This window comes from Pseudomonas rhizosphaerae (assembly GCF_000761155.1).
Classification (GTDB): domain Bacteria; phylum Pseudomonadota; class Gammaproteobacteria; order Pseudomonadales; family Pseudomonadaceae; genus Aquipseudomonas; species Aquipseudomonas rhizosphaerae.
In genome coordinates this window covers 2186363-2209477 of sequence record NZ_CP009533.1, presented here as the reverse complement: position 1 = coordinate 2209477, position 23115 = coordinate 2186363, and the positions used below count along the sequence as shown (strand labels likewise).

Genomic DNA, 23115 nt, shown 5'->3' with positions numbered 1-23115 from the left:
GCCGCGTCCCGGTCAATGCGGTCACCTGGACACACCGCATTGGCCGCCGACGCGGCTCGCGCCGCTGCTACAGGGCAGGGTCGACGAGGTCGTGTCAGGCCTTGAGGGTGGCCATGTCGATCACGAAGCGGTACTTCACATCACCGGCGTGCATGCGCTCGAAGGCTTCGTTGATGTTCTTGATGTCCAGCATCTCGATATCACAGGTGATGTTGTGTTCGGCGCAGAAATCCAGCACTTCCTGGGTTTCCTTGATGCCACCGATCAACGAGCCGGCCAGCACGCGGCGCTTGAGCACCAGGTTGGCTGCGTGCAGTGCAGGGTCCACTGGCTGGATCAGACCTACCAGAATGTGCACGCCGTCGAAGCGCAGGGTTTCCAGGTAGGGGTTCAGGTCGTGAGGCACTGGAATGGTGTCGAGCAGGAAATCGAAGGTTTCGGCAGCTGCTTTCATCTGCTCGGCATCGGTGGATACGATGACATGGTCTGCACCCTGGCGGCGGCCTTCGGCAGCCTTGCTCGCCGAACGGGTGAACAGTGTCACTTCGGCGCCCAGCGCCTTGGCGAACTTGATGCCCATGTGGCCCAGGCCGCCCATGCCCAGAATGCCGACCTTGTCACCCGGCTTGACGCCGTAGTGCTTGAGCGGCGAGTAGGTGGTGATGCCTGCACAGAGGATCGGCGCAGCGTTGGCCGCATCGAGGCCGTCGGGAATACGCACGACGAAGTTCTCGCTGACCACGATGCTGTCCGAGTAGCCGCCCATGGTGTTGGTGCCATCGACACGGTCGGGCGTGGCGTAGGTCATGGTCGGGCCTTCCAGGCAGTATTGCTCCAGGTCGGCGTGACAGGCATCGCAGTGTTGGCACGAGTCGACCATGCAGCCCACGCCCACGCGGTCGCCTACGGCGTATTTCTGCACCTGGGCACCGACGGCGACCACGCGGCCAACGATCTCGTGGCCCGGTACCAGCGGATACACGGCGATGCCCCAGTCGTTGCGGGCCTGGTGCAGGTCGGAGTGGCAGACGCCGCAGTATTCGATGGCGATGCTGACGTCGTCGGGGCGCAGGGCACGACGATCAAAGCTCAGGGGAGCCAGTGGCGTAGTGGGCGAAAGCGCGGCGTAGCCGAGTGCCTTGGACATGTTGAAACCTCTCGAAACGAAGATGATCAGGCGCCGATTGTGGCCCTCACCCGCGCCCGCGGCCATGTCCGATCCTGCGCGATGCATGCCCATTCCTCCGAGCACCCCGCAAACGGGGCCCGAACGTGCGATCATGGGCGTCTGATTTCATGCCTGATCCGTGGTATCCCATGAGCCTGACCAAACACCTCGACGCCAACGCCCGCCTGGTGGAGCTGATCCGTCCGCTGGCCGTTGCCGACGACTGGATTCCTACGTCCATCGACGGCTTGCGGGTGGTTTCGTGCCGCAGCCACATCGCGCGCACCGCGCAGATCTATGAACCCAGCCTGATGGTGATCGCCCAGGGCAGCAAGCTGGCGTACCTGGGCGAGCGCACCCTGGAGTATGGCGCCGGGCATTACCTGATCCAGGCCCTGCCGGTGCCGTTCGAGTGCGAGACCTTCGCCAGTGAACAGCTGCCCCTGCTCGGCGTGTCGATACCGATCGATCGCACGTTGCTGGGTGAACTGGTCCTGGCCATGGAGCCCGGGCCGAGTCAGGCGCAGACCACCGAGTCGATGACCGCCGTGCCGCTGGACGATTCCATGCGCGGGGCCGTGGAGCGGCTGCTGCAGTGTCTGCACGATCCCCAGGACCGCTTGGCCATGGGCCAGGCTCGCCTGCGCGAAGTCCTCTATACCGCTTTGCGCGGGCCCAATGGCCATGTGCTGCGTGCCTTGGTGGAGCAACAGGGGCAATTCGCCCGCATCGCTGGCGCGTTGTCCTGGCTGCATGCGCATTACGAAGAGCCGTTGCAGGTCGATGACCTGGCCCGTCGCGCGAACATGAGTGCCTCGACCTTCCACGAGCATTTCAAGCGCAACACCCTGGCCTCGCCGGTGCAATACATCAAGCGCCTGCGCCTGCTCAAGGCCCGCGCACTGCTGGTGGCCGACGCAATGAACGTCAGCCAGGTTGCGTTGAAGGTGGGCTACCAGAGCAGTTCGCAGTTCAGCCGCGAGTACAAGCGCCTCTTCAACCACAGCCCCGGCCAGGAACGCGACCTGCGCTGAATTCCAGCGCAACGTCAGGTACAGCACCGCCCCTGTAGCAGCGGCGCAAGCCGCGTCCGGCCTCACCGCGTGGCACCAGACACACCGCATCCACCGCCAACGCGGCTCGCGCCGCTGCTACACAAGCGCCGCGATCCCCTGTAGCAGCGGCGCAAGCCGCGTCGAGGTTTGCCGATCGAATCAGGTTTCGCGCACGACCAATTCGAAGCCCAGGTCGATCGCCCCTGCGCAATGGCTTTTGCCGTCCATGCTGTCGAGCAGCATCTGCGCCGCCTTGCGGCCGATCTCCGCACGCGGGGTGCGAATCGAGGTCAATCGGGGTACCAGATGCGCCGAGCCGGGAAGATCGTTGAACCCCACCATCCCCACCCGCCCCGGAATTGCGATGCCCTGACGCTGGGCCTCATAGATGGCCCCTTGCGCCAAGTCGTCGTTGCAGAAGAACACGCCGTCCACGTCCGGATGCCGACGCATCAAGTCGGCGAACAACTCACCACCTAGGCCGATCGACGAAGGCTGCGGGCACAGCACTTCAAGCTGCGGGTCATGAACCCCCGCCGTCTCGAGCGCCGCCCTGAACCCCTTGGCTCGCTGCATCACCCGCGGATCGAGTTGCGCCGCCACATACCCCAGGCGCCGGCGACCGGCATCTAGCAAATGCCGCGCCGCAACAGCCCCGGCCTGCTCCTGGGAAAAGCCGACACAGGCGCCCCCGCCGTCCGCGCCCAGCTCCATCATGTGCACGCACGGCACACCGCTGTTGTGCAGCATGGCCTGCGAGCGTTCGGTACGGCTCATGCCGGTCAGCAGGATGCCACCCGGCTTGTACGCCAGGTAATTGCGAATGAGGTTTTCCTCTTCGTCGACATCGTAGTGAAAGTTGCCGATCAGCACTTCCAGCCCACGCGGACGCATCACCCCATGGATGGCTTCCAGGGTGTCGATGAACAACTGGTTGGAAAGCGAAGGAATGAGTACCACCACCGACTGGCTCTGCGCCGAAGCCAGGGCACGGGCTGCCGGGTTGACCACGTAGCCCAAGGCCTGCGCAGCTTCCAGCACTTTGCTGGCCAGTTGTGGCGCGACCGTGGACACCCCGCGCAGTGCGCGTGAAGCGGTAATGGGGGAAACACCAGAGAGTTTGGCAACTTCGGCCAGGGTCGGCAGGCCGGTTGCGCGTGAGCCGATTCGCGCCATGATTCTTGTTGTTATCTACTTGCAATGAAAAAGAGTTGAGGTAAGGTAGCGCTGTCTCGAATCCAGAGCAATAATGATTTGTGCCTTGCTATTACCGCAGGCTGCACCAGACTGCTTTGACAAGATCAATAAGATGAGGGCCCCGTATGCATGACGGTCCGCCCCAGCAGGAGTGACTTGATGAATGCCCCTCTGAACGCATTGGTGGTGATGGGAGTATCCGGCTGCGGCAAAAGCAGCGTCGGTGCCGCCATCGTCGGCCGCAGTGGCGGCCGCCTGATCGAAGGCGACAGCTTTCATCCCGAAGCCAACATCGCCAAGATGAGCGCCGGCACCCCTCTCGATGACCAGGACCGCGCCGGTTGGCTGCTGCGTCTTGGCGAAGAGATGCATGCCTGCATCGAATCGGGCCAGCGCCCTGTGCTGACCTGCTCCGCGTTGAAGCTCAAGTACCGCGAAACGCTGCGCAACGCCGTGCCCGGCCTGGGCTTCGTGTTTCTCGAACTGACCCGCGAGGAAGCTGCCAACCGCGTTGCCCACCGCCCCGGCCACTTCATGCCCGCCAGCCTCATCGACAGCCAGTTCGCGACCCTCGAGCCGCCCACCGGCGAAGCATTGACCCTGCCCCTGGATGCCACGGTCCCGATCGTGGAGCTGGCGCAGCAAGTAGAAGATTGGCTGGTCGAGCACGGCGCGTCCACGCTGGCTTGATCGGCTTTTGAAGACAGCGCTGTCTGAGCATCCCGCGCAGCAGTGCCTGATGTCCCAACCACAACCGTTGCGCCCACAACAACGACAACACGAGGCAGACCTTTATGTTTGGCTTAGCTCACGACACCTACTTGCTGCTTGATGCACTGGTCACCATCATTGGTCTGATCGTGCTCATCACCCAGTTCAAGGTTCACCCCTTCGTTGCACTGACCATCGCGGCGATCTTCCTCGGCCTGACGTCCGGCTTGCCGGTGGTCAAGGTCATGAAGTCGTTTCAGGATGGCTTTGGCGGGGTCCTTGGATTCGTCGGTATCATCCTCGCGCTGGGCACCATGCTCGGCAAGCTGATGGCCGACTCGGGCGGCGCCGACCAGATCGCGCAGACCTTGATCCGCAAGTTCGGGGTCAAGCGCATTCACTGGGCAATGATGTTTTCCGCCTTCCTGGTGGGCATCCCGCTGTTCTTCGAGATCGGCTTCGTCCTGCTGATCCCGCTGGTGTTCATCGTCGCCCGCCGCTCCGGTGTGTCGCTGGTGAAGATCGGCATCCCGCTGCTCGCCGGCCTGTCGGTGGTGCACGGCCTGGTGCCGCCGCATCCGGGCCCGCTGCTGGCCATCGGCATCTTCAACGCTGACATCGGCAAGACTATTCTCTACGGTCTGATCGTCGGCCTGCCTACGGCGATGATCGCCGGTCCGATCTTCGGTTCGTTCATTTCCAAGTACATTCCGGGCAATCCTTCCAAGGAACTGATGGACCAGATCGCCAAGGAGTCGGACAACCAGAATCTGCCCAGCTTCGCGGTGACCTTGATCACCATCCTGCTGCCCGTGTTCCTGATGATGCTCAAAACCTTCGCCGACGTGGCCCTGCCGGCGGAAAACCTGTTCCGCCAGTGGATGGACTTCATCGGCCACCCGATCACCGCCCTGCTCGCCGCCCTGCTGCTGGCTTTCTACACCTTTGGCGTGGCGCGCGGTTTCGACCGTTCCAAGATCATGAAGCTGCTGGACCAGAGCCTGGCGCCAACTGCGGCCATCGTGCTGATCGTCGGTGCTGGCGGTGGCTTCAAGCAGATGCTGGTGGACACTGGCGTGGGCAACATCATCGGGCAGATGGCCGTGCAGGCCGAGGTCAACCCGATCCTGCTGGCGTGGCTGGTGGCTGCGGTGATTCGCGTCGCTACCGGTTCGGCGACGGTGGCAACCATCACCGGCGCGGGCATCGTGGCCCCGGTCATCGGCATGATGCCGGGCGTCAACCGTGAGCTGCTGGTGCTGGCCACCGGCGCCGGCTCGGTGATCCTGTCTCACGTGAACGACGCCGGTTTCTGGCTGGTCAAGCAGTACTTCAACATGACCGTCACCGAAACCCTGAAGACCTGGACCGTGATGGAAACCATCCTGTCCGTGGTAGGCCTGATCTTCATCCTGCTCTTGTCGCTGGTGGTTTAAACCCTGGAGATCATTCTGTGGGAGCGGTCATCGGCCGCGAAAGCCGCACCGCGGTGTGCCTGATGCACCGCAGTGCCCGGTTCGCGGCCAAAGACCGCTCCTACAGAATTCATGCCCCTGTGGGAGCGGTCATCGGCCGCGAAAGCCGCTCCGCAGATCACCGCCGCTTTAAACGATCAATGATCACCGCGATCAGCAGGATCGTCCCGCGAATCACGTACTGATAGAACGTGTCGATGTTCTTCAGGTTCATCGCATTCTCGATGATCGCCAGAATCAGCACCCCGGCGATCACATGCCGGATCATGCCGATCCCGCCCGCCAGTGACACCCCGCCCAGCACGCACGCCGAAATCACCGTCAATTCGAAGCCCTGGCCGATCATTGGCTGACCCGAAGTCATGCGCGATGCCAGCACCACGCCGGCCAGCGCGCCGATCACGCCATGCACGGCGAAGATGATGATCTTGGTGCGATCCACGTGCACACCGGCCAGCAAGGCAGCTTCCTGGTTACCGCCGATGGCCATGGTGTTGCGGCCATAGGTGGTGTAGTTGAGCAGCCAGCCGAAGAAGATGAAGCAGACGATGGTAATCAGGATCGGCACCGGCACGCCCAGTAACTGGCCGTTGCCGAAGACGAAGAAGTCCTCCTGCATCACCCCGACCGCTTTGCCGTTGGAAAAGATATAGGCCAGTCCGCGCACGATCTGCATGGTGGCCAAGGTCGCGATCAGCGCATTGATGCGCAGCTTGGCGATGACGATGCCGTTGATCAGGCCGACGATCAGGCCCATCAGTAGGGCTGCGCCCACACCCAGCAGCACGCTGTCGGTGTCGCGCATCACCACGGCCGCGATGACTCCGGCGCAGGCGATCACCGAACCCACCGACAGGTCGAAGTGCCCCGACGCCAGGCAGTAGAGCATGGTGCAGGCGGCGATCCCGGTGGTGGAAATGGCCAGCCCGAGCCCGCGCATGTTCAGCGGCGAGAGAAAGTTGTCGATGAACATCGTGCACAGCACGAAGATCGCCAGCGCGGCGAGCAGCATGACCCACTCGTCAAGGAAGCGACGCAGGTTGAGGCCCTGGCGGGGCGCCGGCAGCGTGTTTTGCGTAGACATATGCACCTCTATTGTTATTGTTCAGCCGCGCGTACGCGGCAGTGCCAATTGCAGCAACCTGGATTCCTGCGCCTCTTCGCGCAGCACTTCGCCGGTCAACGCACCTTCACTCATCACCAAGATGCGGTCGCTGATGCCGATCACTTCCATCAAGTCGCTGGACACCACGATCACCGCGATGCCGTCGGAGGCCAGCCCATGAATGATCTGGTAGATCTCGGCCTTGGCGCCGATGTCGATGCCGCGCGTGGGTTCGTCTAGCAGCAACACTTTCATCGGCATCGACAGCCAGCGGCCGAGAATGGCCTTCTGCTGATTGCCGCCTGAGAGGTACATGATCGGCTGCTCGGCAGACGGAGTCTTGATGTTCAGCGCCTTGATCTGCCGCGCGGCGTTTTCCTTCTCCCACGGGCCCTGCACCAGGCAGCCCAAGGTAAGATGGCGGTCGCGGGCACCGATGTTGATGTTTTCGGCAACGCTGGCCAGCGGCACGATGCCTTCCTTCTTGCGGTCTTCGGGACACAGCAGAATGCCCGCAGCGATGGCGTCGCGCGGGTTGGCCAGGGTCAGCGCGCGGCCGTCCAGGGTCAGGCTGCCGGCCTTGCTGGTCGCCAGTCCGGACAGCAGCCGCAAAAGCTCGGTGCGACCTGCGCCCACCAGACCGAAAAAGCCCAGTACTTCGCCCTTGGCGACACTGAAGCTGATCGGCTCCTGCAACCCTGGGCCCAGCAAACCCTCGACACGCAACGCTTCGCCCTGGTGCGGCCGAGGGCGGTAATTGTAGATGTCCTGGATGTCGCGGCCGACCATGCAGGTCACCAACTGGTCATGGGTCAGCTGGGCCATGTCGTCGAAAGTGCGCACGTAGCGCCCGTCCTTGAACACCGTCACCGCGTCACAGATACGGAATATCTCTTCCATGCGATGGGAGACGTATAGCACCACCCTGCCCTCGTCGCGCAGCTTGGCGATGATGGCCATCAGGCGATCGATCTCCCGCGCCGACAGGCTGCTGGTCGGCTCGTCGAAAGCAATTACATGGGCATTTCGCGACATCGCCTTGGCGATTTCTACCAACTGCCGTTGCCCAAGCGACAGACTGCCGAGCCGCTGACGCGGATCGATTTCGTCGGCCAGGCCCGCCAGCAGCTCGCTTGCGCGGCGGACCATGGCACCGCGATCGATCAAACCAAATCGCGAGGGCATATGACCCAGCAACAGGTTCTCGGCCACGCTCATTTCGGGCACCAGGTGCAGCTCCTGGTGAATCACCGCCACACCACTGCCGATGCTCTCGGCGGCCGACTTGAAGGCCATGGTCTGGCTGCCGATCTGCAGGCTGCCAACGCTGGGCTGATAGGCGCCGCCAAGAATCTTCAGCAAAGTGGACTTGCCGGCACCGTTCTCGCCCATCAGGGCATGCACACTGCCGGGGCGGACTTCGAAGCTGATGTCCGACAGGGCGCGCACGCCCGGAAAATTCTTGCCGATACCGTTGAAACGCAACGACTCTACACGCATGGATACAACTCCAGAGCAGGCATCACGGCGCACCGTGACCAAGGGGCCTCCGCTGAGCAGAGGCCATCGATCGGGTCAGTTCCACAAACCGATCTTTTCCAGTTCCTGCTTGAAGTTCTCCCGGGTGATCAGGGTCACGTCATCCATGGCCGTGTACTTGGGCGGCTCTTTGCCGGTGGTGACCCACTCGAACATCATGCTCGCTGTGTTGTAGCCCTCGGTATGGGGGCTGGGCAGCATCGAACCGAAGAAGCCGCTGTTGGCTTTCTTCAACTCGCCAATGGCATCGGTGCCATTGATGCCGATACCGATCACGTTGGCAGCGGCAAACCCGGCGCTCTCGGTGGCGCGTACGCCGCCCAGCACGGTGTTGTCGTTCATGCCGCCGATGATCAGGTTCTTGGCGCCCGCCGGCAACTTCACCAACGTGGAGTTAGTGGCGTCCATGCTGCCAGGCACGTCGAGGGTTTTCTGCGGGGCGAAGAGAATGTGCTCGGTCGGCAAGCCGGCCGCCTGCAAGGCCTTCACCGAGCCATCGGTGCGTTTCTTGCCGGTGTCCAGTTCGTTGTAGGTGTTGATGATCGCGTAGGTGTCTTTCCAGTCCCAGCCCCGCTTCTTGGCTTCGCCGGCCATGGCCATGCCTTGCTTCTCGCCCACTTCGAAGGCCGCCATGCCCAGGTACGGCACGTCTTCCATGAAGTTGCCCTTGGCGTCGACGAAACGGTCGTCGACCGCCATCACTTTCATGTCGTTGAGCTTGGCCTTGGCGACGATGGCAGGGCCCAGAGCCACATCCGGTGGACAGATGACGAAGCCCTTGACGCCGTTGGCGGCCAGGCTGTCGATGGCGGAAAGGGTTTTCTCACCGTCGGGCACGGCGATCTTGATGACCTTGAAACCTTTGTCCTTGCCGGCTTTTTCGGCGAAGGCCCACTCGGTCTGGAACCAGGGTTCTTCGGCTTGCTTGACCAGAAAGCCGATCTTGACCTCTTCGGCCCAGGAAGCCGATGAGCCTGCGAACATCGCGGCGGTCAGGGCGGCACAGCACAGGGAACGGATCCCGTGACGACTCAACATAGCTAACTCCTTATTTTTATTGAATAGCTACAGCGTCCAGCAACATCAGCGAATAGTCATACCATATTCCAGGATAGGCATTTGTAACGTAACGTCACGCTCGCGCCGGCAACGGCAGCGCGCCAGAGATCCTGTAGGAAATGGCGCTGCGATCAATCCGCCAATAGTCTTACCATTTATTTTTACGGCCGTCGAATTTCAGCTATACCTGCCAGTGCAGCCATCGCCGGGGTGAGGTTGTCCAACCCCGGGATCGAGCTATCTCCTATAAAAAACTACGGAACGCCTTACATGCCTATTCATCAAAAACTGCTCAGCGCTATTGGATTGACCCTCATGACTGCGTCCATTTCTGCCCATGCGGCAGGCTTGACTTCGACCCGCGAAAGCTTCGGCGCCCTGCCCGACGGCACGCCGCTGGAAAAGATCACCCTGAGCAACAGCCACGGCATGAAGGCCAGCATCATCACCTACGGCGCAACCTTGCAGGCGCTGCAGGTGCCCGACAAAAAAGGCGAAGTTGCCGATGTGGTGCTGGGTTTCGATGACATTCAGGGCTACCAGGCCAACCCCACCGTGTATTTCGGCGCGACCATCGGTCGATTCGGCAATCGTCTGGCCGGCGGCAAGTTCAGCCTGGATGGACAGACCTATTCGGTGCCGCTCAACGACAAAAGCAATGCGCTGCACGGCGGCACACGCGGATTCGACAAGCATGTCTGGGCCGTGGAGGCCAAGCAGGATGCCGATCAGGTTGCTGCGACCTTCACCTATCGCTCGCCCGATGGCGAGATGGGTTTCCCCGGCACACTGTCCACTGAGGTCACGTACAGCCTGAACGAGCGCAACGAGCTGCGCGTTCAGTACAAGGCGACCACCGACAAGCCGACCGTGCTCAACCTGACCAACCACAGCTATTTCAACTTGGCCGGTGCAGGCAACGGCGATGTGCTGGAACAGGTGGCGACTTTGCATGCGAGCCGCTATACACCGGTGACGGCGAAGCTGATCCCGACCGGGGAGTTGGCACCTGTGAAAGGCACTCCGATGGATTTCCTCGCGCCCACTGCCATCGGCAAGCATATCCGCGCCAAGCACGAGCAGTTGGCATTCGCCGAGCCGAAACAGGGTGGCTTCGATTTCAACTGGGTGCTGGACACCGAAGGCGACATGAAGCGCGAAGCGGCGAAGGTGACCGACCCGGCATCGGGCCGCACCCTGACCCTGTACACCACTGAACCGGGTGTGCAGTTCTACACCAGCAACTTTCTCGACGGCACGGTTCGCGGCAAAGGCGGCAAGCTGTACCCGCACTGGGGCGCTTTCACCCTGGAAACGCAACACTTCCCCGATGCGCCCAACCAGCCCAACTTCAGCAGCACCCGTCTCGATCCCGGCCAGACGTATAACCAGACCACAGTGTTCGCCTTCTCCGCGAACTGACTGAGCGATGTACGGACAGATCCCGCGCGGTGCCTGTTCGCGGCCACAGACCGCTCCTACAGACAACTGCAGCCACCTGTAAAGAACTCGGCCACCTGTGGGAGCGGTCATCGGCCGCGAAGGCGTCACCGCGGTGCACCTGAAACACAACAGCGTGTAAGAGCGCAGATTCAGGGCAAAAAAAAGCCACCGCACTGACGTGAGGTGGCTGAAATACAAACCAAAGAGAGTCGAAGCGGAGCACTTGGCCAGTCGCCATGCGGGGGGAAGAATCGGCGGCTGGCCCTGTATTCATCTTCGAAATCAAAGATACCAGCCCGATCAGGCTGCCACTATCGTGTTCGTCAATAGTCATTATCGACATATCGATCGCACCTTTTATGATCGGCGGACCGACTGACCCTGCACACCTCAGGCAGCATCACGTACACTCAATGGCGTTAACATCTTGAAACGTATGCGCTGATCGCGTGACCCATTGACTGGCACAAGAACGTCGACTTTGAAACGCACTTCCACGGCTATCTTTTCCCAACCGGGCTTCCGCGCCTTCCTGATGGTGCGCCTGGCCGCCATGTTCGCCATGCAGATCCAGGCCATCGTCGTTGCCTGGCACATGTACGACATGACCCGCCACCCGCTGACCCTCGCCTACGTCGGCCTTGCGCAATTCATACCCATGGTGCTGTTGCTACTGCCGGCGGGCGACCTGCTGGACCGCTTCGATCGGCGCCGGATTTTGCAGATCAGCTGGAGCGTGTCGGTACTCTCGTCCGCCGCGCTGCTGTGGCTGGCCCTGAGTGAAACGGTCGACACCTGGCCGTACTATGTCGCGTTGTTCGTCTTCGGCTGTACCCGCGCCTTCACCGGGCCGGCCGTGCAGAGCCTGTTGCCGCAGATCGTCGCGCGCGAGCACCTGGCGCAAGCCATCGCCACCAACAGCATGATCATGAAGGTCGCAGTGATTGCTGGCCCGTTGCTGGGCGGGCTCTTGTACGCCGCGATCGGTGGCTGGACGTTCGGGGTTTGCCTGTTGGGCTTCGCCATTGGCGTGTTCCTGCTGCAGTGGGTGCCGAGCGTACGCATCGTCCGCGCCGTCGACGATCAGACCACCGCTGTGAGCCGCTTCACCGCTGGCATTCGTTTCATCACGTCGAGGCCCATCATCCTGGGCGCCATCTCCCTGGACCTGTTCGCGGTGCTGCTCGGCGGTGTGGTCGCCCTGCTGCCGATCTATGCGGCGGAAATCCTTCATGTCGGTCCAGCCGGGCTTGGGTTGCTGCGTAGCGCCATCGCGCTGGGTGAGTTGGGCATGGGCTTCTACCTGAGCCTGCGGCCACTGAATGCCCGGATGGGTCAACGCATGTTCCTGGCCGTGGCAGTGTTCGGCGTGGCCAACCTGGTATTCGCCTTGTCCACCTGGTTCTGGGTGTCGTGCGCAGCGCTGTTCATCGCCGGTGCGGCCGACATGATCAGCGTCTATATCCGGTCATCCCTGATCCAGTTCGCCACGCCCGACGACATGCGTGGCCGGGTCAGCGCGGTCAACATGCTGTTCATAGGGTCTTCGAACGAATTGGGCGAGTTCCGTGCCGGGGTCAGTGCGACCGCACTGGGCACCGTGCCGGCGGCGGTGTTTGGCGCCGTCGGTACATTACTGATCGTGGGGTTGTGGACTCGATTGTTCAGACCGCTATGGACCATCGACAACAATGAGCAAGCACTGCCCGAGCGCCAGAAGCACCCGGCCTGATCAAGGCCGGGTAGCACCGCGCGGCGAGTTGCGGCAAAACCATTCCTGGTTACCCTTGAGCTCGACACGCAGCTGCGCGACCAATTCGGCGATGGCACGACTGCTGGACAGCGGCTGGGTGTCCACGCCTACCATCAACAGGTCTACCTGACCACTGGCTGGGTCGCTCACTTCGACGGTCATGGTGCCGCCCGGATTCAGGGTGCAATGGCATTTGAGGGGCGCGAAGCTGGCTTCGACGATGCGGCGCATTTCGGTGGTGGGAATCATCTTGAGCTTCTCCTGGCGATGTCATGGCTGGAGACTTGTCGCAGCGTGGGTGCGCCATCAGTTGGCAGTGGCGGCGCCATCACGTTTTACCGTGGTACGGCAGGCAGACTCCGACAACTGCCTGCACAAGGCTACCAGACTCAGTCCTTGGTGCCATAGGGCGGATAATCATCGCCATCGTTCTGCTTGTCGGATTGCTCGCTTTCGGGGGTCTTGGCCGGTTTCGGCGGATCGATCTGCGGGTCCGCAAGGTCGGGTGAATCCGGATCGAAACCCAGTTCGTCGTCAGGCTTGGTATCGTTGCTCATAAATCCTCCAGTCATGGATGTGCGCCATCAGGCGAAATGCCGCAGTGCAGCCTCAGGCCACGCCTGGCGGAATCCCGTCCTTGTTGAAATCCTTCAGCCGTTCCTTTTCTTCCGGTGTGGAATGGGCAGGCGTCTGGTCCTCGGTGTCCTCGGCGGGCGGTTGCTTGTCATCGGCCATGGTCGGTTCCTTTCAATGAGGGGCTCAACACTGTGAGCCCACTGACCGATCCAGGGTTCCGTCCAATGTCACGAAGGTCCCTGTGGGAGCGGTCAGTGGCCGCGAAAAGGGCACAGCGGTACGTCAGGCAAACCGCACAAACCCTTCGCGGCCGATGACCGCTCCTACAGACGGCCATACGCGTTGTCACGACGCCATCGTGAAACTTTCATCGAGGTCCGGGACTCAATGTGCAGCCGCGCTGATGCTGGGGCCGGTACCGTTCGACTTGCACTCCCGAGGAATTCACCATGATCGCTCGCTGGCGCTGGGCCCTGGGTCAGATGACCAAACGCTTGTGGTTCCGCGCAAGCCTGTTTTCCCTGGTGGGCATCGCCACCGCGCTAGTGGCCATTGTCTTCAAGGATTTCGTCCCTGCCGACTTGCCGACGAAGATCGGTGCCGACTCGGTCGACAAGATCCTGGCCATCATTGCGTCCAGCATGCTCGCGGTAACGACCTTCTCGCTCAGCACCATGGTCAGTGCCTACAGCGCCGCCAGCAGTGGCGTAACGCCTCGCGCCACCTCGCTGGTCATGGAAGACAGCACCACGCAGAATGCCCTGGCGACCTTCATTGGCTCCTTCCTGTTCAGCCTGGTCGGCATCATCGCCCTGAGCACCGGCGCCTATGGCGCCCAAGGGCGAGTGGTGCTGTTCGCAGTGACCATCGTCATGATCATCCTCATCGTCTACACCCTGCTGCGCTGGATCGATCACCTGTCCAAGCTCGGCCGGGTCGGCGAGACCATCGACCGCGTGGAAGCCGCCGCGCTTGAGTCCTTGAAGAATCGCGCGCAATGGCCGTACATGGGTGCAGCCCCCTACCCGGTCGATGAAAGCTTGCCGTCCAGAGCCCACACCGTGAACAGCGATCAGACTGGCTACGTGCAACACATCGACGTCGCGGCACTGGGCATATTGGCGGACAAGCACGGACTGCGCATCTTCGTGGAAGTACTGCCTGGCGCGTTCCTGCATTTGGGTGCGCCGATCGCCCAACTGGTGAAGGACGACCCTGAACAGGCCGCAAATTTTGAAGACCTGACCACCGCCATTCGCCAGGCCATGACGGTCGGCTTGCGCCGCACTTTCGAACAAGACCCGCGCTTCGGCTTTTCGGTGCTGGCAGAGATCGCCTCGCGCGCCTTGTCGCCAGCCACCAACGATTCGGGCACGGTGATCGACGTGATCGGCCGCGCGGTTCGCTGCCTGACCGCCTGGCACGTTCACGCCGCCACCGAGCATGACCAGCGGGACATCGACCCTCGCTGCCAACGAGTACACGTACACGGGCTGCTGCTGGCGGATTTGTTCGACGACTTCTTCACCCTGGTGGCACGTGACGGTGCCGGGCTGCTGGAAGTCGACATCCGCATGCTCAAGGCGCTCATCAGCCTGAACCACATCAGCCAGGCAACCTTCGGCCCGCAGTGCAGGCTGCATGCACAGTGGCTGCTGAAACGAGCGAACGTCGCCCTCACGCTCGATGAGGAAAAACAACGGCTGCGCGCTGTGGCCAGGCCTTTGCTGGACTGAACAGTGCGCGGTGCGCTGTTCCCTGCCCGCCTGGCCAATACCCTGAACTTGTACGCCTTGCCACTAGCCTTAGTTGACACTGCACCCGCAGACAACGGCCGTACAAACAGGAGTGGATGATGAAGATAGCTTGTCTGGCCTGGGGATCACTCATATGGAAGCCCGGCGTGCTACCGGTCTGCAGTGCGTGGCATGAAGATGGCCCGGCCTTGCCGGTGGAGCTTTGCAGGGTGGGAGATGGCGGCGAACTGGCCACGGCGATTTGCATCAACGCACCTGCCAGCCCATCGCTTTGGGCAGTGCTGGACAGCAATTCGCTGGAACACGCCTGCGAGGCGCTGCGTGAACGCGAGCAGATACCGCGATCGCGCGACGACGGCATTGGCACATTCATCCTCAGCGGCACGGCTACCGGCGTCATCGCTAAATGGGCTCGCGCCCAAGAGCTGGACGCAGTCATCTGGACTGCCCTGCCCCCTCGCTTCGCTGGAATCGAGGCACGGGTACCCAGCGTCGATGACGTCGTTGGTTATCTTGAAATTCTGCAAGGGGATGTTCGGACCCACGCCCGGGAATATATCGAGCGACTGCCGCAGCAGATCGATACACCTTATCGGCAGGCTATAAAAGCGGCGTTGGGCTGGGGAAAGTAGAAAAAGCGAGGAGATATGGCCGCCCGTTGGCGGCACTTCCCGATCGTTCAACCGGCAGTGAGCCTGTCATCGAACGATCTGGAAGAAACCGTGCTGCGAACCCGAATCAGCGACGCAGGAAGCGGCTGACCAGTACGAACACGGCTGCGCCGATGGCCAGCGAAGCGCCTGGCTTTTCCTTGACGAAAGCCGAAACGTTGTTCAGTGCGTCGCCATAGGTTTTGGTCAGTTGGCCAGCGGCTTCACGGCCTGCGCCTTCGGCTTGCAGGGAATGGTCACCGACCAATTTGCCTACGACGCCCTGAGCCTTGCCAGCAATCTTCTCTGCTACGCCTTCGATCTGTTCGCTTTTCATATTAGTTCTCACCTTGATCAATGTTGAATGACAGTACTTGAAGTATGTAAGCCAGAAAGCTCCGTACTTGCTGCCTGATGTTAGGGCGTTGTACGCCGTGAATAGTTCCTATCGTATTGCCTGTATTTTCTTAAATATGTCAGTTGGTACTTTCGTACCGCTGTATGACGCACATTCAGCTCACAGCTTCGAGCGGCGCACTGATCGACAGCGAACGCAGATAGTCGCCAAAGCCCTCGCGGCAGCGACAATCCAGGCGTGCGCTGGTGGTCACGCAGTTGATGGACGTCCAGGTGATGGACGCGCCTGCCTGGTTCAAGTCGGCGACCAGATGCACGTCTTCATGAGCCTTCAATGGCTTGAATCCGCCGACCTGGCGGTAAGCCTGGGCACTGACCCCCATGTTGGCGCCATGTACATGCTGGTGACCTTCAACGGGGGTGTACAGGGCATCGTAGCGGCTGCGCACTTCCTCGCCGTGCAGCGACCAGTCATCCACCCGTACGGTGCCACACACGGCGTCGGTACGAAATCTCAGTTGATCGACGAGCCAGGTAGCGGGCACGACCGTATCGGCATCGGTGAACGCGAGCCAGCGCGCACCTTGCCCCAGCATCGACTCGGCACCCGCAGCCCGCGTGCGACCCACGTTGCAATGGGATACCACAAGGCTCTGCACCGGGTAGCGATTGACCACGCGCTGGGTGCCGTCGGAGCATTGGTCCAGCACGATGACCACACAGACTTCTTCGCCCGCCAACGCCGGGTGCTCACCGGCTAGCAACAACGACTCGATGCACTGGGCAACCACCGCTTCTTCATTATGAGCTGGGACAATGATTCCAATCATGGACGATACCTGTCGTGGAGAGGCCGGCACCCGGCGGCCGTAAGTCTCTTGACCTATCTATCGCGCGTTCGTTGCAGATAGATACGACGGGTGGTAGTGCGGCAAATGTTCACTTTGATTATCGACTTATCCACTTTTACCGCGCAGAGCCGTTACCGCTGCCAGTCCAGGCCCGAACCTGAGCGAATTAATGGGCGGCAGGGTGATCAACCGAAGCAGAGCATTTGGCGAGGAGCCGGTTGATGAGTACTCGAACGACAGGCGTGGGCTATTTGCACTGCATCCTGCTGCTGGCCCTGATCGTCTCGGGCTGGGAGCCTGTGGACCGGCAAACCTGGTTGATCGAGAACATTCTGATACTGATAGGTGCGATGGCCGTGTGGTGCAGCCGCCAGCATTTCTACTGGAGCCGTCGATCATGGATCATGGTGATCGCATTTCTCTGCCTGCACGAAGTGGGCACGCACTTCACCTATCCCCAGGTTCCCTATAACGAAGCAATCCATCTGATCAGCGGTATGGACCTGAATGCCGCGTTCGGCTGGGAGCGCAACCAATACGATCGCTTCGTGCATTTGGCATACGGGTTGCTGTTCAGCCTGCCGCTGCGGGAAATCGTCAGCCAGAAGTGTGAACTCAAGGGCGCATGGGCATCACTCATTGCCTGGTCACTGGTGCTGTCGACATCCATGCTCTATGAACTGATGGAGTGGGTAGGCGCGGCGTACGTGGGCGGCGGCGACTCGGCCTTCGTTGGTGCCCAGGGCGATTTCTGGGACGCCCAGAAAGACATGGCCGTGGCAGCTGCAGGCTCGCTGGTGGTGTTGATGTGCCGCGGACATGCGCTGCGCGACAAGGTGCTGGCCCTGCGTGGGCGGTTGACGGCCAACTGATCGGCCAGTGGTCAGTGCATCAGTACGTAGCCCAGCATCTGCTTGGCCAGGCGCCACGGTTGCCAGGTGGAAACATGGTCGAAGATCCTACCGGAGTTGCCCATCACTCCCATGACCGTCACGTAGACGACACCTTTCCTGATCATTCTCGAGAGCTTTTTCTTGCTGTAGCGCAACAATCAGGACACCTGCACGGGTAAGTTTCTCAACGTCGCGTTTCTGGAACCCCAGAAACGAAAAAGCCCCGCCAATGCGGGGCTTCACGATGTTTGGCGGGAAACCAGGGATTCGAACCCTGGGAACGCTATTAACGTTCGCCGGTTTTCAAGACCGGTGCATTCAACCACTCTGCCAATTTCCCGAATGTCTTGCTGGTTGCTTTGCGGGCGCCATAATACCGTAATGAAACACGCTGTCAAACTCTGGATAGAGCGGCTACACATGGGTCTGATATGATCTTTGCATCTGAACGTTTCAGACGTGTTCAATCAAAGGAGTCTCGCCATGCGCGAACAGGATTATGCAGTTAATCAAGGCTCGCAGGTGCAGCAGCTAGAAGTTAGCCGCGTCCTGCGCAACACCTACGGCTTGCTGGCCCTCACCCTGGCTTTCAGTGGTGTGATGGCCTACGTCGCGCAGCAGATGCGCGTCGGCTACCCGAACATCTTCGTCGTACTGATCGGTTTCTACGGGCTCTTCTTCCTGACCAACAAGCTGCGCGATTCGGCGTGGGGCCTGGTGTCCACCTTCGCCCTCACCGGCTTCATGGGGTTTCTGCTGGGCCCTATCCTGAACCGTTACCTGGGCATGCAAGGCGGTGCCGAGGTCGTCAGTTCGGCTTTCGCCATGACCGCCCTGGTGTTCGGCGGCCTGTCGGCCTACGTGCTCATCACCCGCAAGGACATGAGCTTTCTGGGCGGCTTCATCACCGCAGGCTTCTTCGTGCTGCTGGGTGCGGTGCTGGCAAGCTTCTTCTTCCAGATCGCCGGTCTGCAGTTGGCGATCAGCGCCGGCTTCGTGCTGTTCTCGTCGGTGTGCATCCTGTTCCAGACCAGCGCGATCATCCATGGTGGTGAACGCAACTACATCATGGCCACCATCAGCTTGTACGTGTCGATCTACAACCTGTTCGTGAGCCTGTTGCAGCTGTTCGGCATCATGGGTCGCGACGACTGATCCATCGCTGCCACGTCAAAGCCCGCCTCGCGCGGGCTTTTTCTTGCCGGCAGATCAGGCAAGCCTGGCAGAAAGCGGTTTGCCCAGTGGGCCACGCGCCGTAGAATCGCGCTCTTTTCAGCAGAGCCATCGCGCTCTTTTTCCTGGAGCCCGCGCCATGACCGCCCCCCTGCCCCCCAGTGACGACCTGATCCTGGGTCTGGAAGACCGCCCCCGGCCACTGCTGGGTTTGCTGGCCGCCCTGCAGCACCTGCTGGCGATCATCGTTCCAATCGTCACCCCGGGGTTGTTGATCTGCCAGGCACTGGGCGTGAGCGCCCGTGACACCAACATGATCGTCTCGATGTCGCTGGTCATCTCCGGAATCGCCACATTCGTGCAGTGTCGCCGCATCGGTCCGTTCGGCGCAGGCTTGTTGATCGTGCAGGGCACCAGCTTCAACTTCGTCGGGCCGCTGATTGCCGGGGGCGCGCTGATGGTGCAGCAGGGTACGCCGGTGGAGGCTGTGATGGCGGCCATATTCGGCGTGGTCATTGCTGGTTCGTTCGTGGAAATCGGCATCTCGCGGATTTTGCCTTTCGTCAAGAAACTGATCACCCCGCTGGTCACCGGCATCGTGGTGCTGATGATCGGCCTGACCTTGATCAAGGTGGGCCTGATCAGCATGGGCGGCGGCTTCGGCGCGATGGCTAACGGTACCTTCGCCAACGGCGAAAACCTCATGCTCTCTGGCCTGGTGCTGGCGATCATCGTGGTGCTCAACCGCATCCCGGTGACCTGGATGCGCAGCGCGGCCATCGTCATCGCGCTGGCCATGGGTTACGCGCTGGCCGGCTACCTGGGCCGGCTGGATTTCACTGGCATGCATCAGGCGGCGCTGTTCCAAGTGCCCACGCCCCTGCACTTCGGCCTGGGCTTTTCCTGGGCGCTGTTCATTCCGATGCTGGTGATCTACCTGGTGACCAGCCTGGAAGCGATCGGCGATGTGACGGCAACCAGCAAGGTGTCACGCCAGCCCGTCGAGGGTCCGTTGTGGATGCAGCGCATCAAGGGTGGCGTGCTGGTCAACGGCGTCAATTCGATGCTGGCCGGCCTGTTCAATACCTTCCCCAGCTCCATCTTCGCGCAGAACAATGGCGTGATTCAGCTTACCGGCATCGCCAGTCGGCACATCGGCGTGTGGATTGCGGCGATGCTGGTGCTGCTTGGCCTGTTCCCGACGGTGGCCGGGGTGATCCAGGCGGTGCCCGAACCGGTGTTGGGTGGCGCTGCCATGGTGATGTTCGGTGCGGTTGCCGCGTCGGGCATCAACATTCTGGCCAGTGTCGATCTGGATCGCCGCGCGCTGTTGATCATTGCCGTGTCGCTGGCCTTGGGCCTGGGTGTGGCCCAGGTGCCCGAGTTCCTGGCGCACATGCCGGGGGCGCTGCGCAATGTGCTGGAGTCGGGCGTGGCCACCGGGGGTATCTGCGCGCTGGTGCTGAACTGGTTCCTGCCGGCCGCGCCCGCGGCTCGCCAGTAAGCCGCGCCCGCTTAGAGGTCGAAACGGTCCACGGCACGCCGACGTTCGTTGTCGTCGCGCATGTCGTAGGCAGCGGTGGTCTGGATGTTGGTGTGGTGGGCCAGCTTCTGGGCGATCGACAGGTCGTGTTCTTCGATCACCCGAGTGATGAACGAGCGGCGAAAATCGTGGGGCATGATCTTCACCCCGACCTGCGCACCGCGCTGTCGGGCGATGTAGTAGATGGCGTACTTGGTGATGCGCTCGCGGGTGATGTGCGCGCCGCGACGAATGCGGTTGAACAGGAAACCATCATCCGCCTGGCCTGCCGGCAGCTGACTGCGGCGGAACGCCAGCCAGGTTTCCAGGTGCGTGAAGGCCCAACTGGGCGCGTACTTGATCAATTCCTTGTTGCCCTTGCCCACCACCCGCAGGCTGCGTTCGCTGAAGTCGACCTGGGTCAGGTCGAGGTTGACCGACTCCGACTTGCGCATCCCCGAGCCATACAGAATGGCGATCACGGCGGCATCGCGCAGGCCCTGGGGGCGAGGATCGCTGGCACAGACCTCCATCAAGTCGCGGATCAAGCTGCGCTTGAGGTTGCGGCCGTTGCCCAGGCGCGTGCCCTGCATGGGTTTGACCGAGCGGATCTTGAGCAGGTGATCCTGATCGATCAGGCTCAGCCGCCAGGCTTCGTTCATGACGCCGCGCACAGCGTTGACGTAGAGCGAGGTGGTGTTGGGCGCATAACCGTCTTCGCGCAGGGCGGCCACCAGTGAGGTGACATGGCCCGGCTCCAGCAGATGCCAGGGCACGTCGCGGATGTCGGCGTCGTCGAAGCCCAGGCGGTCGGCGGCGTCCTGCAGTACATATTGCATGGTCGTACGGCTGGACGGCATCAGCCGGGCGAGGTATTGCAACAGAGGGTTTTGCAGATCAGACAAACCGTGGGGATCCTTTAAGGCGTCGAAGTGAACGCCGAACATTCTAACACCCGCATCCCTGCCTGACCTGCTCGCCGTCACCCCGCCGGGTTCGCTCAGAAGTTATCGCGCAGTGCCTGCAGGCCGCCTTGATAGACGCCGTCGAAGATCTCTACGGCCTCGGCGTCAGTGATACCTGCCGGGGTGAATTGACCGCCCCACTCCACGCGGCTGTTGCCGGCGTCCACTTCGATGACCTTGAGGGTGGCGAGGTAGTCGGTCACCGGAAACGGACCTTCGGTGATCGAATAGCTGTAGGTGCGCGCAGCGTTGTCGTAGCTTTCCAGGCGCTCGACGATGACCGTGCCATCCACTGTGGTCAGGTGGCGCAACCGGCCATGCTCCTGGGCTTCGCTGTGCTGGATCATCGGCAACCACTGGGCCAGGGAGTTGAATCCGGCCACCAGGTTCCAGACCTGGTCGGCCGATGCCGGAATGTCGATGCTCGCTTGCGTGCTTGCCATGTCATGGCTCCTGTCGATGGGCTGAGGTACAACGGTAGCGAGGGTTCGAGTGTGCAGCAAGCCGTTAGTGCATTCCTTCTTGTCCTTGACTACAGCGCCAGTGCGGCTGTGACGCACGGTGCGCTGGGACGCGAGCAACGGAAACATGACGCACAAGCGTTGTCCCATGGAAGCCAACCTGGCCTGAACCTGTTCGTCGAAGGGGCGTCTGCAGCGTCATGAGAATCATCGAAAAAACCGGCGCCCAAGTGCGCGCCCTCACCCCTGCCGAGCAGCTGTTGGTGACCGAGTTCGCCGAAGGCCGCAGCGAAGGTCCGAAGCTGCTGCAGGCCAATCAGTGGCTGATGAAGGTCCGTACCCAGGGTCAGTGGCTGGCCTGCGATTGCCGGCCTGGCACGCTGCCGGTGATGAACGTCACGCTCAACAGCAGCACTGGCACGTTGTTCCTGAAGAACAACCCGGGCACCGCCGAGCATGCTCCCGGCTGCCCGTTCATCCATGACGAACGTGAAAACCCGTCGGTGCGTGGGGAGGATGCGTCATTGCCTGCGGCCTGGCTGCCTCCTGACGTGCCGCTCAAGCTGATAGGCGACTTCCGCGCCCCAGCCACCCCAGGCACTCCTGCCAACGCCTTGGCAGCCAGTCAGCGTCGGGAGCAACATCGGTTGCTGTCGCTGTTGCTGACGTTCATCGAAGCGTCCGGGCTCAATGTGTATGCCACGCACTTGAAGAAGGACCTGAGCCGCCAGTTCGCCGACCTGCGTGCGGTTGCCACGCGCTACCCGCTGATCGACCGGGTGCCGGCGAGCAACTACCTGGAAACCCGCATCGACATGAAGCACATGATGATGCTTAAGTCGCGGCTGAAGGATTCTACTGCGTTCATCGGTCAGCGTCGCTATGGTCTGCTGCTCGACTGCGTGGCGGATGTGGTCGGGCGCAAGGTGATCACCGACCGCAGCAGCGCCGGGTTCGATTTTCAGGGTCATCATCTGCTGTGGGGTGGCGCGCGCAGCAGTGGACCGCTGTTGGCGCTGGCGTTGTACTCACCGGCGACCGCCGGCAGTCAGTTCTACGAAATGGTCCACGTGGCGACGGTGCCGGTGCTGACGCGTGGGCACCTGTTTCCAGTGTTCCGCGACGAGGAGCGCGAGCCGCTGAAGATGCTGGTTTCGCTGATCGACTGGATGGCCAGCAAGGGCGTCAAGGTGGTGATGCGCCGACCGGTGATCGGCGCCATGGTGATGGACGAACTGGTGCTCAGTTCGGACCTGGACCGGGTGCTGTCGGTCTCGCTGATGAAGGAGCCGCTGGGTCCGGAGCCCAGCTCCGAGACCTTCAAGCGCCTGGCCGACTTCAAGAGTCTGGAGACCTTCCGCAAGTACGTGGCCGGGTTTTTCATGCGCGAGCGGGATTGACCGAC

At 61.6% G+C, this 23115-nt stretch carries 24 protein-coding genes and 1 tRNA gene; 11 read left to right on the top strand and 14 right to left on the bottom strand.

Annotated features, from left to right (window positions below; all coding sequences use genetic code 11):
• Window positions 1-94: 94 nt before the first annotated feature.
• Window positions 95-1147: an NAD(P)-dependent alcohol dehydrogenase gene (locus tag LT40_RS09850; protein ID WP_043193552.1), complete on the bottom strand. Its 1053-nt coding sequence runs from the start codon at window positions 1145-1147 to the stop codon at window positions 95-97.
• A 170-nt stretch (window positions 1148-1317) separates the two neighbouring features.
• On the opposite strand from LT40_RS09850, the gene LT40_RS09845 reads away from it, so the two are divergent.
• The gene (locus LT40_RS09845; protein WP_043189436.1) at window positions 1318-2202 is read left to right on the top strand and encodes an AraC family transcriptional regulator; all 885 of its coding nucleotides are present in this window, start codon (window positions 1318-1320) and stop codon (window positions 2200-2202) included.
• Between the two features lie 180 nt (window positions 2203-2382).
• On the opposite strand, the gene gntR is transcribed toward LT40_RS09845, so the two are convergent.
• Complete coding sequence (gene gntR / locus LT40_RS09840; RefSeq protein WP_043189433.1) at window positions 2383-3399, bottom strand: HTH-type transcriptional regulator GntR; 1017 nt, start codon at window positions 3397-3399, stop codon at window positions 2383-2385.
• Window positions 3400-3579: 180 nt separating this feature from the next.
• Here gntR and LT40_RS09835 point away from each other — a divergent pair, with 180 nt between their 5' ends.
• A complete protein-coding gene (locus LT40_RS09835; RefSeq protein ID WP_043189431.1) occupies window positions 3580-4110 on the top strand; it encodes a gluconokinase in 531 nt (176 codons plus the stop codon).
• 104 nt (window positions 4111-4214) lie between these two features.
• Complete coding sequence (locus LT40_RS09830; protein ID WP_043189428.1) at window positions 4215-5567, top strand: GntP family permease; 1353 nt, start codon at window positions 4215-4217, stop codon at window positions 5565-5567.
• A gap of 157 nt (window positions 5568-5724) precedes the next feature.
• On the opposite strand, the gene araH is transcribed toward LT40_RS09830, so the two are convergent.
• The 3 genes from araH to LT40_RS09815 form a co-directional block, all read right to left on the bottom strand.
• Window positions 5725-6690 (bottom strand): L-arabinose ABC transporter permease AraH, encoded by a 966-nt coding sequence (araH, locus tag LT40_RS09825; protein WP_043189427.1) that lies wholly within the window; start codon window positions 6688-6690, stop codon window positions 5725-5727.
• Window positions 6691-6711: 21 nt separating this feature from the next.
• Window positions 6712-8211 (bottom strand): L-arabinose ABC transporter ATP-binding protein AraG, encoded by a 1500-nt coding sequence (gene araG, locus LT40_RS09820; protein ID WP_043189425.1) that lies wholly within the window; start codon window positions 8209-8211, stop codon window positions 6712-6714.
• 75 nt (window positions 8212-8286) lie between these two features.
• On the bottom strand, window positions 8287-9288 hold the full coding sequence (locus LT40_RS09815; RefSeq protein WP_043189422.1) for a substrate-binding domain-containing protein: 1002 nt from the start codon (window positions 9286-9288) through the stop codon (window positions 8287-8289).
• A gap of 291 nt (window positions 9289-9579) precedes the next feature.
• Here LT40_RS09815 and LT40_RS09810 point away from each other — a divergent pair, with 291 nt between their 5' ends.
• The gene (locus LT40_RS09810; RefSeq protein ID WP_043189420.1) at window positions 9580-10731 is read left to right on the top strand and encodes an aldose epimerase family protein; all 1152 of its coding nucleotides are present in this window, start codon (window positions 9580-9582) and stop codon (window positions 10729-10731) included.
• A 502-nt stretch (window positions 10732-11233) separates the two neighbouring features.
• Window positions 11234-12484 carry an MFS transporter gene (locus LT40_RS09805; RefSeq protein ID WP_043189416.1) on the top strand — a complete coding sequence of 417 codons (1251 nt, stop codon included), beginning with the start codon at window positions 11234-11236 and terminating at the stop codon, window positions 12482-12484.
• Here LT40_RS09805 and LT40_RS09800 read toward each other — a convergent pair whose 3' ends face one another.
• The 3 genes from LT40_RS09800 to LT40_RS21930 form a co-directional block, all read right to left on the bottom strand.
• The gene (locus LT40_RS09800) at window positions 12485-12754 is read right to left on the bottom strand and encodes a DUF1652 domain-containing protein (protein WP_043189414.1); all 270 of its coding nucleotides are present in this window, start codon (window positions 12752-12754) and stop codon (window positions 12485-12487) included. It abuts the gene before it with no gap.
• A gap of 140 nt (window positions 12755-12894) precedes the next feature.
• The gene (locus tag LT40_RS20940) at window positions 12895-13062 is read right to left on the bottom strand and encodes a DUF6021 family protein (protein WP_237749299.1); all 168 of its coding nucleotides are present in this window, start codon (window positions 13060-13062) and stop codon (window positions 12895-12897) included.
• A 52-nt stretch (window positions 13063-13114) separates the two neighbouring features.
• Complete coding sequence (locus LT40_RS21930) at window positions 13115-13240, bottom strand: hypothetical protein (RefSeq protein ID WP_090358366.1); 126 nt, start codon at window positions 13238-13240, stop codon at window positions 13115-13117.
• Window positions 13241-13530: 290 nt separating this feature from the next.
• Here LT40_RS21930 and LT40_RS09795 point away from each other — a divergent pair, with 290 nt between their 5' ends.
• Window positions 13531-14817, top strand: a complete 1287-nt coding sequence (locus tag LT40_RS09795; protein ID WP_043189412.1) for a DUF2254 domain-containing protein — start codon at window positions 13531-13533, stop codon at window positions 14815-14817.
• Between the two features lie 116 nt (window positions 14818-14933).
• Window positions 14934-15470: a hypothetical protein gene (locus LT40_RS09790; protein WP_237749298.1), complete on the top strand. Its 537-nt coding sequence runs from the start codon at window positions 14934-14936 to the stop codon at window positions 15468-15470.
• 106 nt (window positions 15471-15576) lie between these two features.
• Here the strand turns inward: LT40_RS09790 and LT40_RS09785 are convergent, their stop codons facing one another.
• Window positions 15577-15825 carry a CsbD family protein gene (locus LT40_RS09785; RefSeq protein WP_043189409.1) on the bottom strand — a complete coding sequence of 83 codons (249 nt, stop codon included), beginning with the start codon at window positions 15823-15825 and terminating at the stop codon, window positions 15577-15579.
• A 175-nt stretch (window positions 15826-16000) separates the two neighbouring features.
• Entirely contained in the window at window positions 16001-16675 is a 675-nt protein-coding gene (locus LT40_RS09780) for a glycosyltransferase family 2 protein (protein WP_043189408.1), read from the bottom strand.
• Between the two features lie 242 nt (window positions 16676-16917).
• On the opposite strand from LT40_RS09780, the gene LT40_RS09775 reads away from it, so the two are divergent.
• Window positions 16918-17568, top strand: coding sequence for a DUF2238 domain-containing protein (locus LT40_RS09775; RefSeq protein ID WP_084139777.1), 651 nt, complete (start codon window positions 16918-16920; stop codon window positions 17566-17568).
• A gap of 11 nt (window positions 17569-17579) precedes the next feature.
• Here the strand turns inward: LT40_RS09775 and LT40_RS21925 are convergent, their stop codons facing one another.
• Window positions 17580-17714 carry a hypothetical protein gene (locus LT40_RS21925; protein WP_272945809.1) on the bottom strand — a complete coding sequence of 45 codons (135 nt, stop codon included), beginning with the start codon at window positions 17712-17714 and terminating at the stop codon, window positions 17580-17582.
• Between the two features lie 124 nt (window positions 17715-17838).
• Window positions 17839-17929: transfer RNA gene (locus LT40_RS09770), tRNA-Ser, on the bottom strand.
• A 143-nt stretch (window positions 17930-18072) separates the two neighbouring features.
• Between LT40_RS09770 and LT40_RS09765 the strand changes: the two genes are divergently transcribed.
• Together LT40_RS09765 and LT40_RS09760 are read left to right on the top strand one after the other, a co-directional pair.
• On the top strand, window positions 18073-18744 hold the full coding sequence (locus tag LT40_RS09765; RefSeq protein WP_043189407.1) for a Bax inhibitor-1/YccA family protein: 672 nt from the start codon (window positions 18073-18075) through the stop codon (window positions 18742-18744).
• A 157-nt stretch (window positions 18745-18901) separates the two neighbouring features.
• A complete protein-coding gene (locus LT40_RS09760; protein WP_043189405.1) occupies window positions 18902-20266 on the top strand; it encodes a nucleobase:cation symporter-2 family protein in 1365 nt (454 codons plus the stop codon).
• An 11-nt stretch (window positions 20267-20277) separates the two neighbouring features.
• On the opposite strand, the gene LT40_RS09755 is transcribed toward LT40_RS09760, so the two are convergent.
• Together LT40_RS09755 and LT40_RS09750 are read right to left on the bottom strand one after the other, a co-directional pair.
• On the bottom strand, window positions 20278-21231 hold the full coding sequence (locus LT40_RS09755) for a site-specific integrase (RefSeq protein WP_052393376.1): 954 nt from the start codon (window positions 21229-21231) through the stop codon (window positions 20278-20280).
• Window positions 21232-21284: 53 nt separating this feature from the next.
• On the bottom strand, window positions 21285-21692 hold the full coding sequence (locus LT40_RS09750; protein ID WP_043189401.1) for an SRPBCC family protein: 408 nt from the start codon (window positions 21690-21692) through the stop codon (window positions 21285-21287).
• 218 nt (window positions 21693-21910) lie between these two features.
• Here LT40_RS09750 and LT40_RS09745 point away from each other — a divergent pair, with 218 nt between their 5' ends.
• Complete coding sequence (locus LT40_RS09745; RefSeq protein WP_043189399.1) at window positions 21911-23110, top strand: hypothetical protein; 1200 nt, start codon at window positions 21911-21913, stop codon at window positions 23108-23110.
• The last annotated feature ends 5 nt before the right edge of the window (window positions 23111-23115 follow it).

Coding starts and splice junctions, on each gene's coding strand:
- LT40_RS09785 (WP_043189409.1), bottom strand. CDS start 15,825: ATGAAAAGCGAACAGATCGAAGGCGTAGCAGAGAAGATTGCTGGCAAG.
- LT40_RS09835 (WP_043189431.1), top strand. CDS start 3,580: ATGAATGCCCCTCTGAACGCATTGGTGGTGATGGGAGTATCCGGCTGC.
- LT40_RS09790 (WP_237749298.1), top strand. CDS start 14,934: ATGATGAAGATAGCTTGTCTGGCCTGGGGATCACTCATATGGAAGCCC.
- LT40_RS09810 (WP_043189420.1), top strand. CDS start 9,580: ATGCCTATTCATCAAAAACTGCTCAGCGCTATTGGATTGACCCTCATG.
- LT40_RS09765 (WP_043189407.1), top strand. CDS start 18,073: ATGCGCGAACAGGATTATGCAGTTAATCAAGGCTCGCAGGTGCAGCAG.
- LT40_RS20940 (WP_237749299.1), bottom strand. CDS start 13,062: ATGAGCAACGATACCAAGCCTGACGACGAACTGGGTTTCGATCCGGAT.
- LT40_RS09760 (WP_043189405.1), top strand. CDS start 18,902: ATGACCGCCCCCCTGCCCCCCAGTGACGACCTGATCCTGGGTCTGGAA.
- LT40_RS09745 (WP_043189399.1), top strand. CDS start 21,911: ATGAGAATCATCGAAAAAACCGGCGCCCAAGTGCGCGCCCTCACCCCT.
- LT40_RS21930 (WP_090358366.1), bottom strand. CDS start 13,240: ATGGCCGATGACAAGCAACCGCCCGCCGAGGACACCGAGGACCAGACG.
- LT40_RS09795 (WP_043189412.1), top strand. CDS start 13,531: ATGATCGCTCGCTGGCGCTGGGCCCTGGGTCAGATGACCAAACGCTTG.
- LT40_RS09755 (WP_052393376.1), bottom strand. CDS start 21,231: ATGTTCGGCGTTCACTTCGACGCCTTAAAGGATCCCCACGGTTTGTCT.
- LT40_RS09845 (WP_043189436.1), top strand. CDS start 1,318: ATGAGCCTGACCAAACACCTCGACGCCAACGCCCGCCTGGTGGAGCTG.
- LT40_RS09780 (WP_043189408.1), bottom strand. CDS start 16,675: ATGATTGGAATCATTGTCCCAGCTCATAATGAAGAAGCGGTGGTTGCC.
- LT40_RS09830 (WP_043189428.1), top strand. CDS start 4,215: ATGTTTGGCTTAGCTCACGACACCTACTTGCTGCTTGATGCACTGGTC.
- LT40_RS09750 (WP_043189401.1), bottom strand. CDS start 21,692: ATGGCAAGCACGCAAGCGAGCATCGACATTCCGGCATCGGCCGACCAG.
- LT40_RS21925 (WP_272945809.1), bottom strand. CDS start 17,714: ATGATCAGGAAAGGTGTCGTCTACGTGACGGTCATGGGAGTGATGGGC.
- LT40_RS09800 (WP_043189414.1), bottom strand. CDS start 12,754: ATGATTCCCACCACCGAAATGCGCCGCATCGTCGAAGCCAGCTTCGCG.
- araH (WP_043189427.1), bottom strand. CDS start 6,690: ATGTCTACGCAAAACACGCTGCCGGCGCCCCGCCAGGGCCTCAACCTG.
- LT40_RS09775 (WP_084139777.1), top strand. CDS start 16,918: ATGAGTACTCGAACGACAGGCGTGGGCTATTTGCACTGCATCCTGCTG.
- LT40_RS09850 (WP_043193552.1), bottom strand. CDS start 1,147: ATGTCCAAGGCACTCGGCTACGCCGCGCTTTCGCCCACTACGCCACTG.
- araG (WP_043189425.1), bottom strand. CDS start 8,211: ATGCGTGTAGAGTCGTTGCGTTTCAACGGTATCGGCAAGAATTTTCCG.
- LT40_RS09815 (WP_043189422.1), bottom strand. CDS start 9,288: ATGTTGAGTCGTCACGGGATCCGTTCCCTGTGCTGTGCCGCCCTGACC.
- gntR (WP_043189433.1), bottom strand. CDS start 3,399: ATGGCGCGAATCGGCTCACGCGCAACCGGCCTGCCGACCCTGGCCGAA.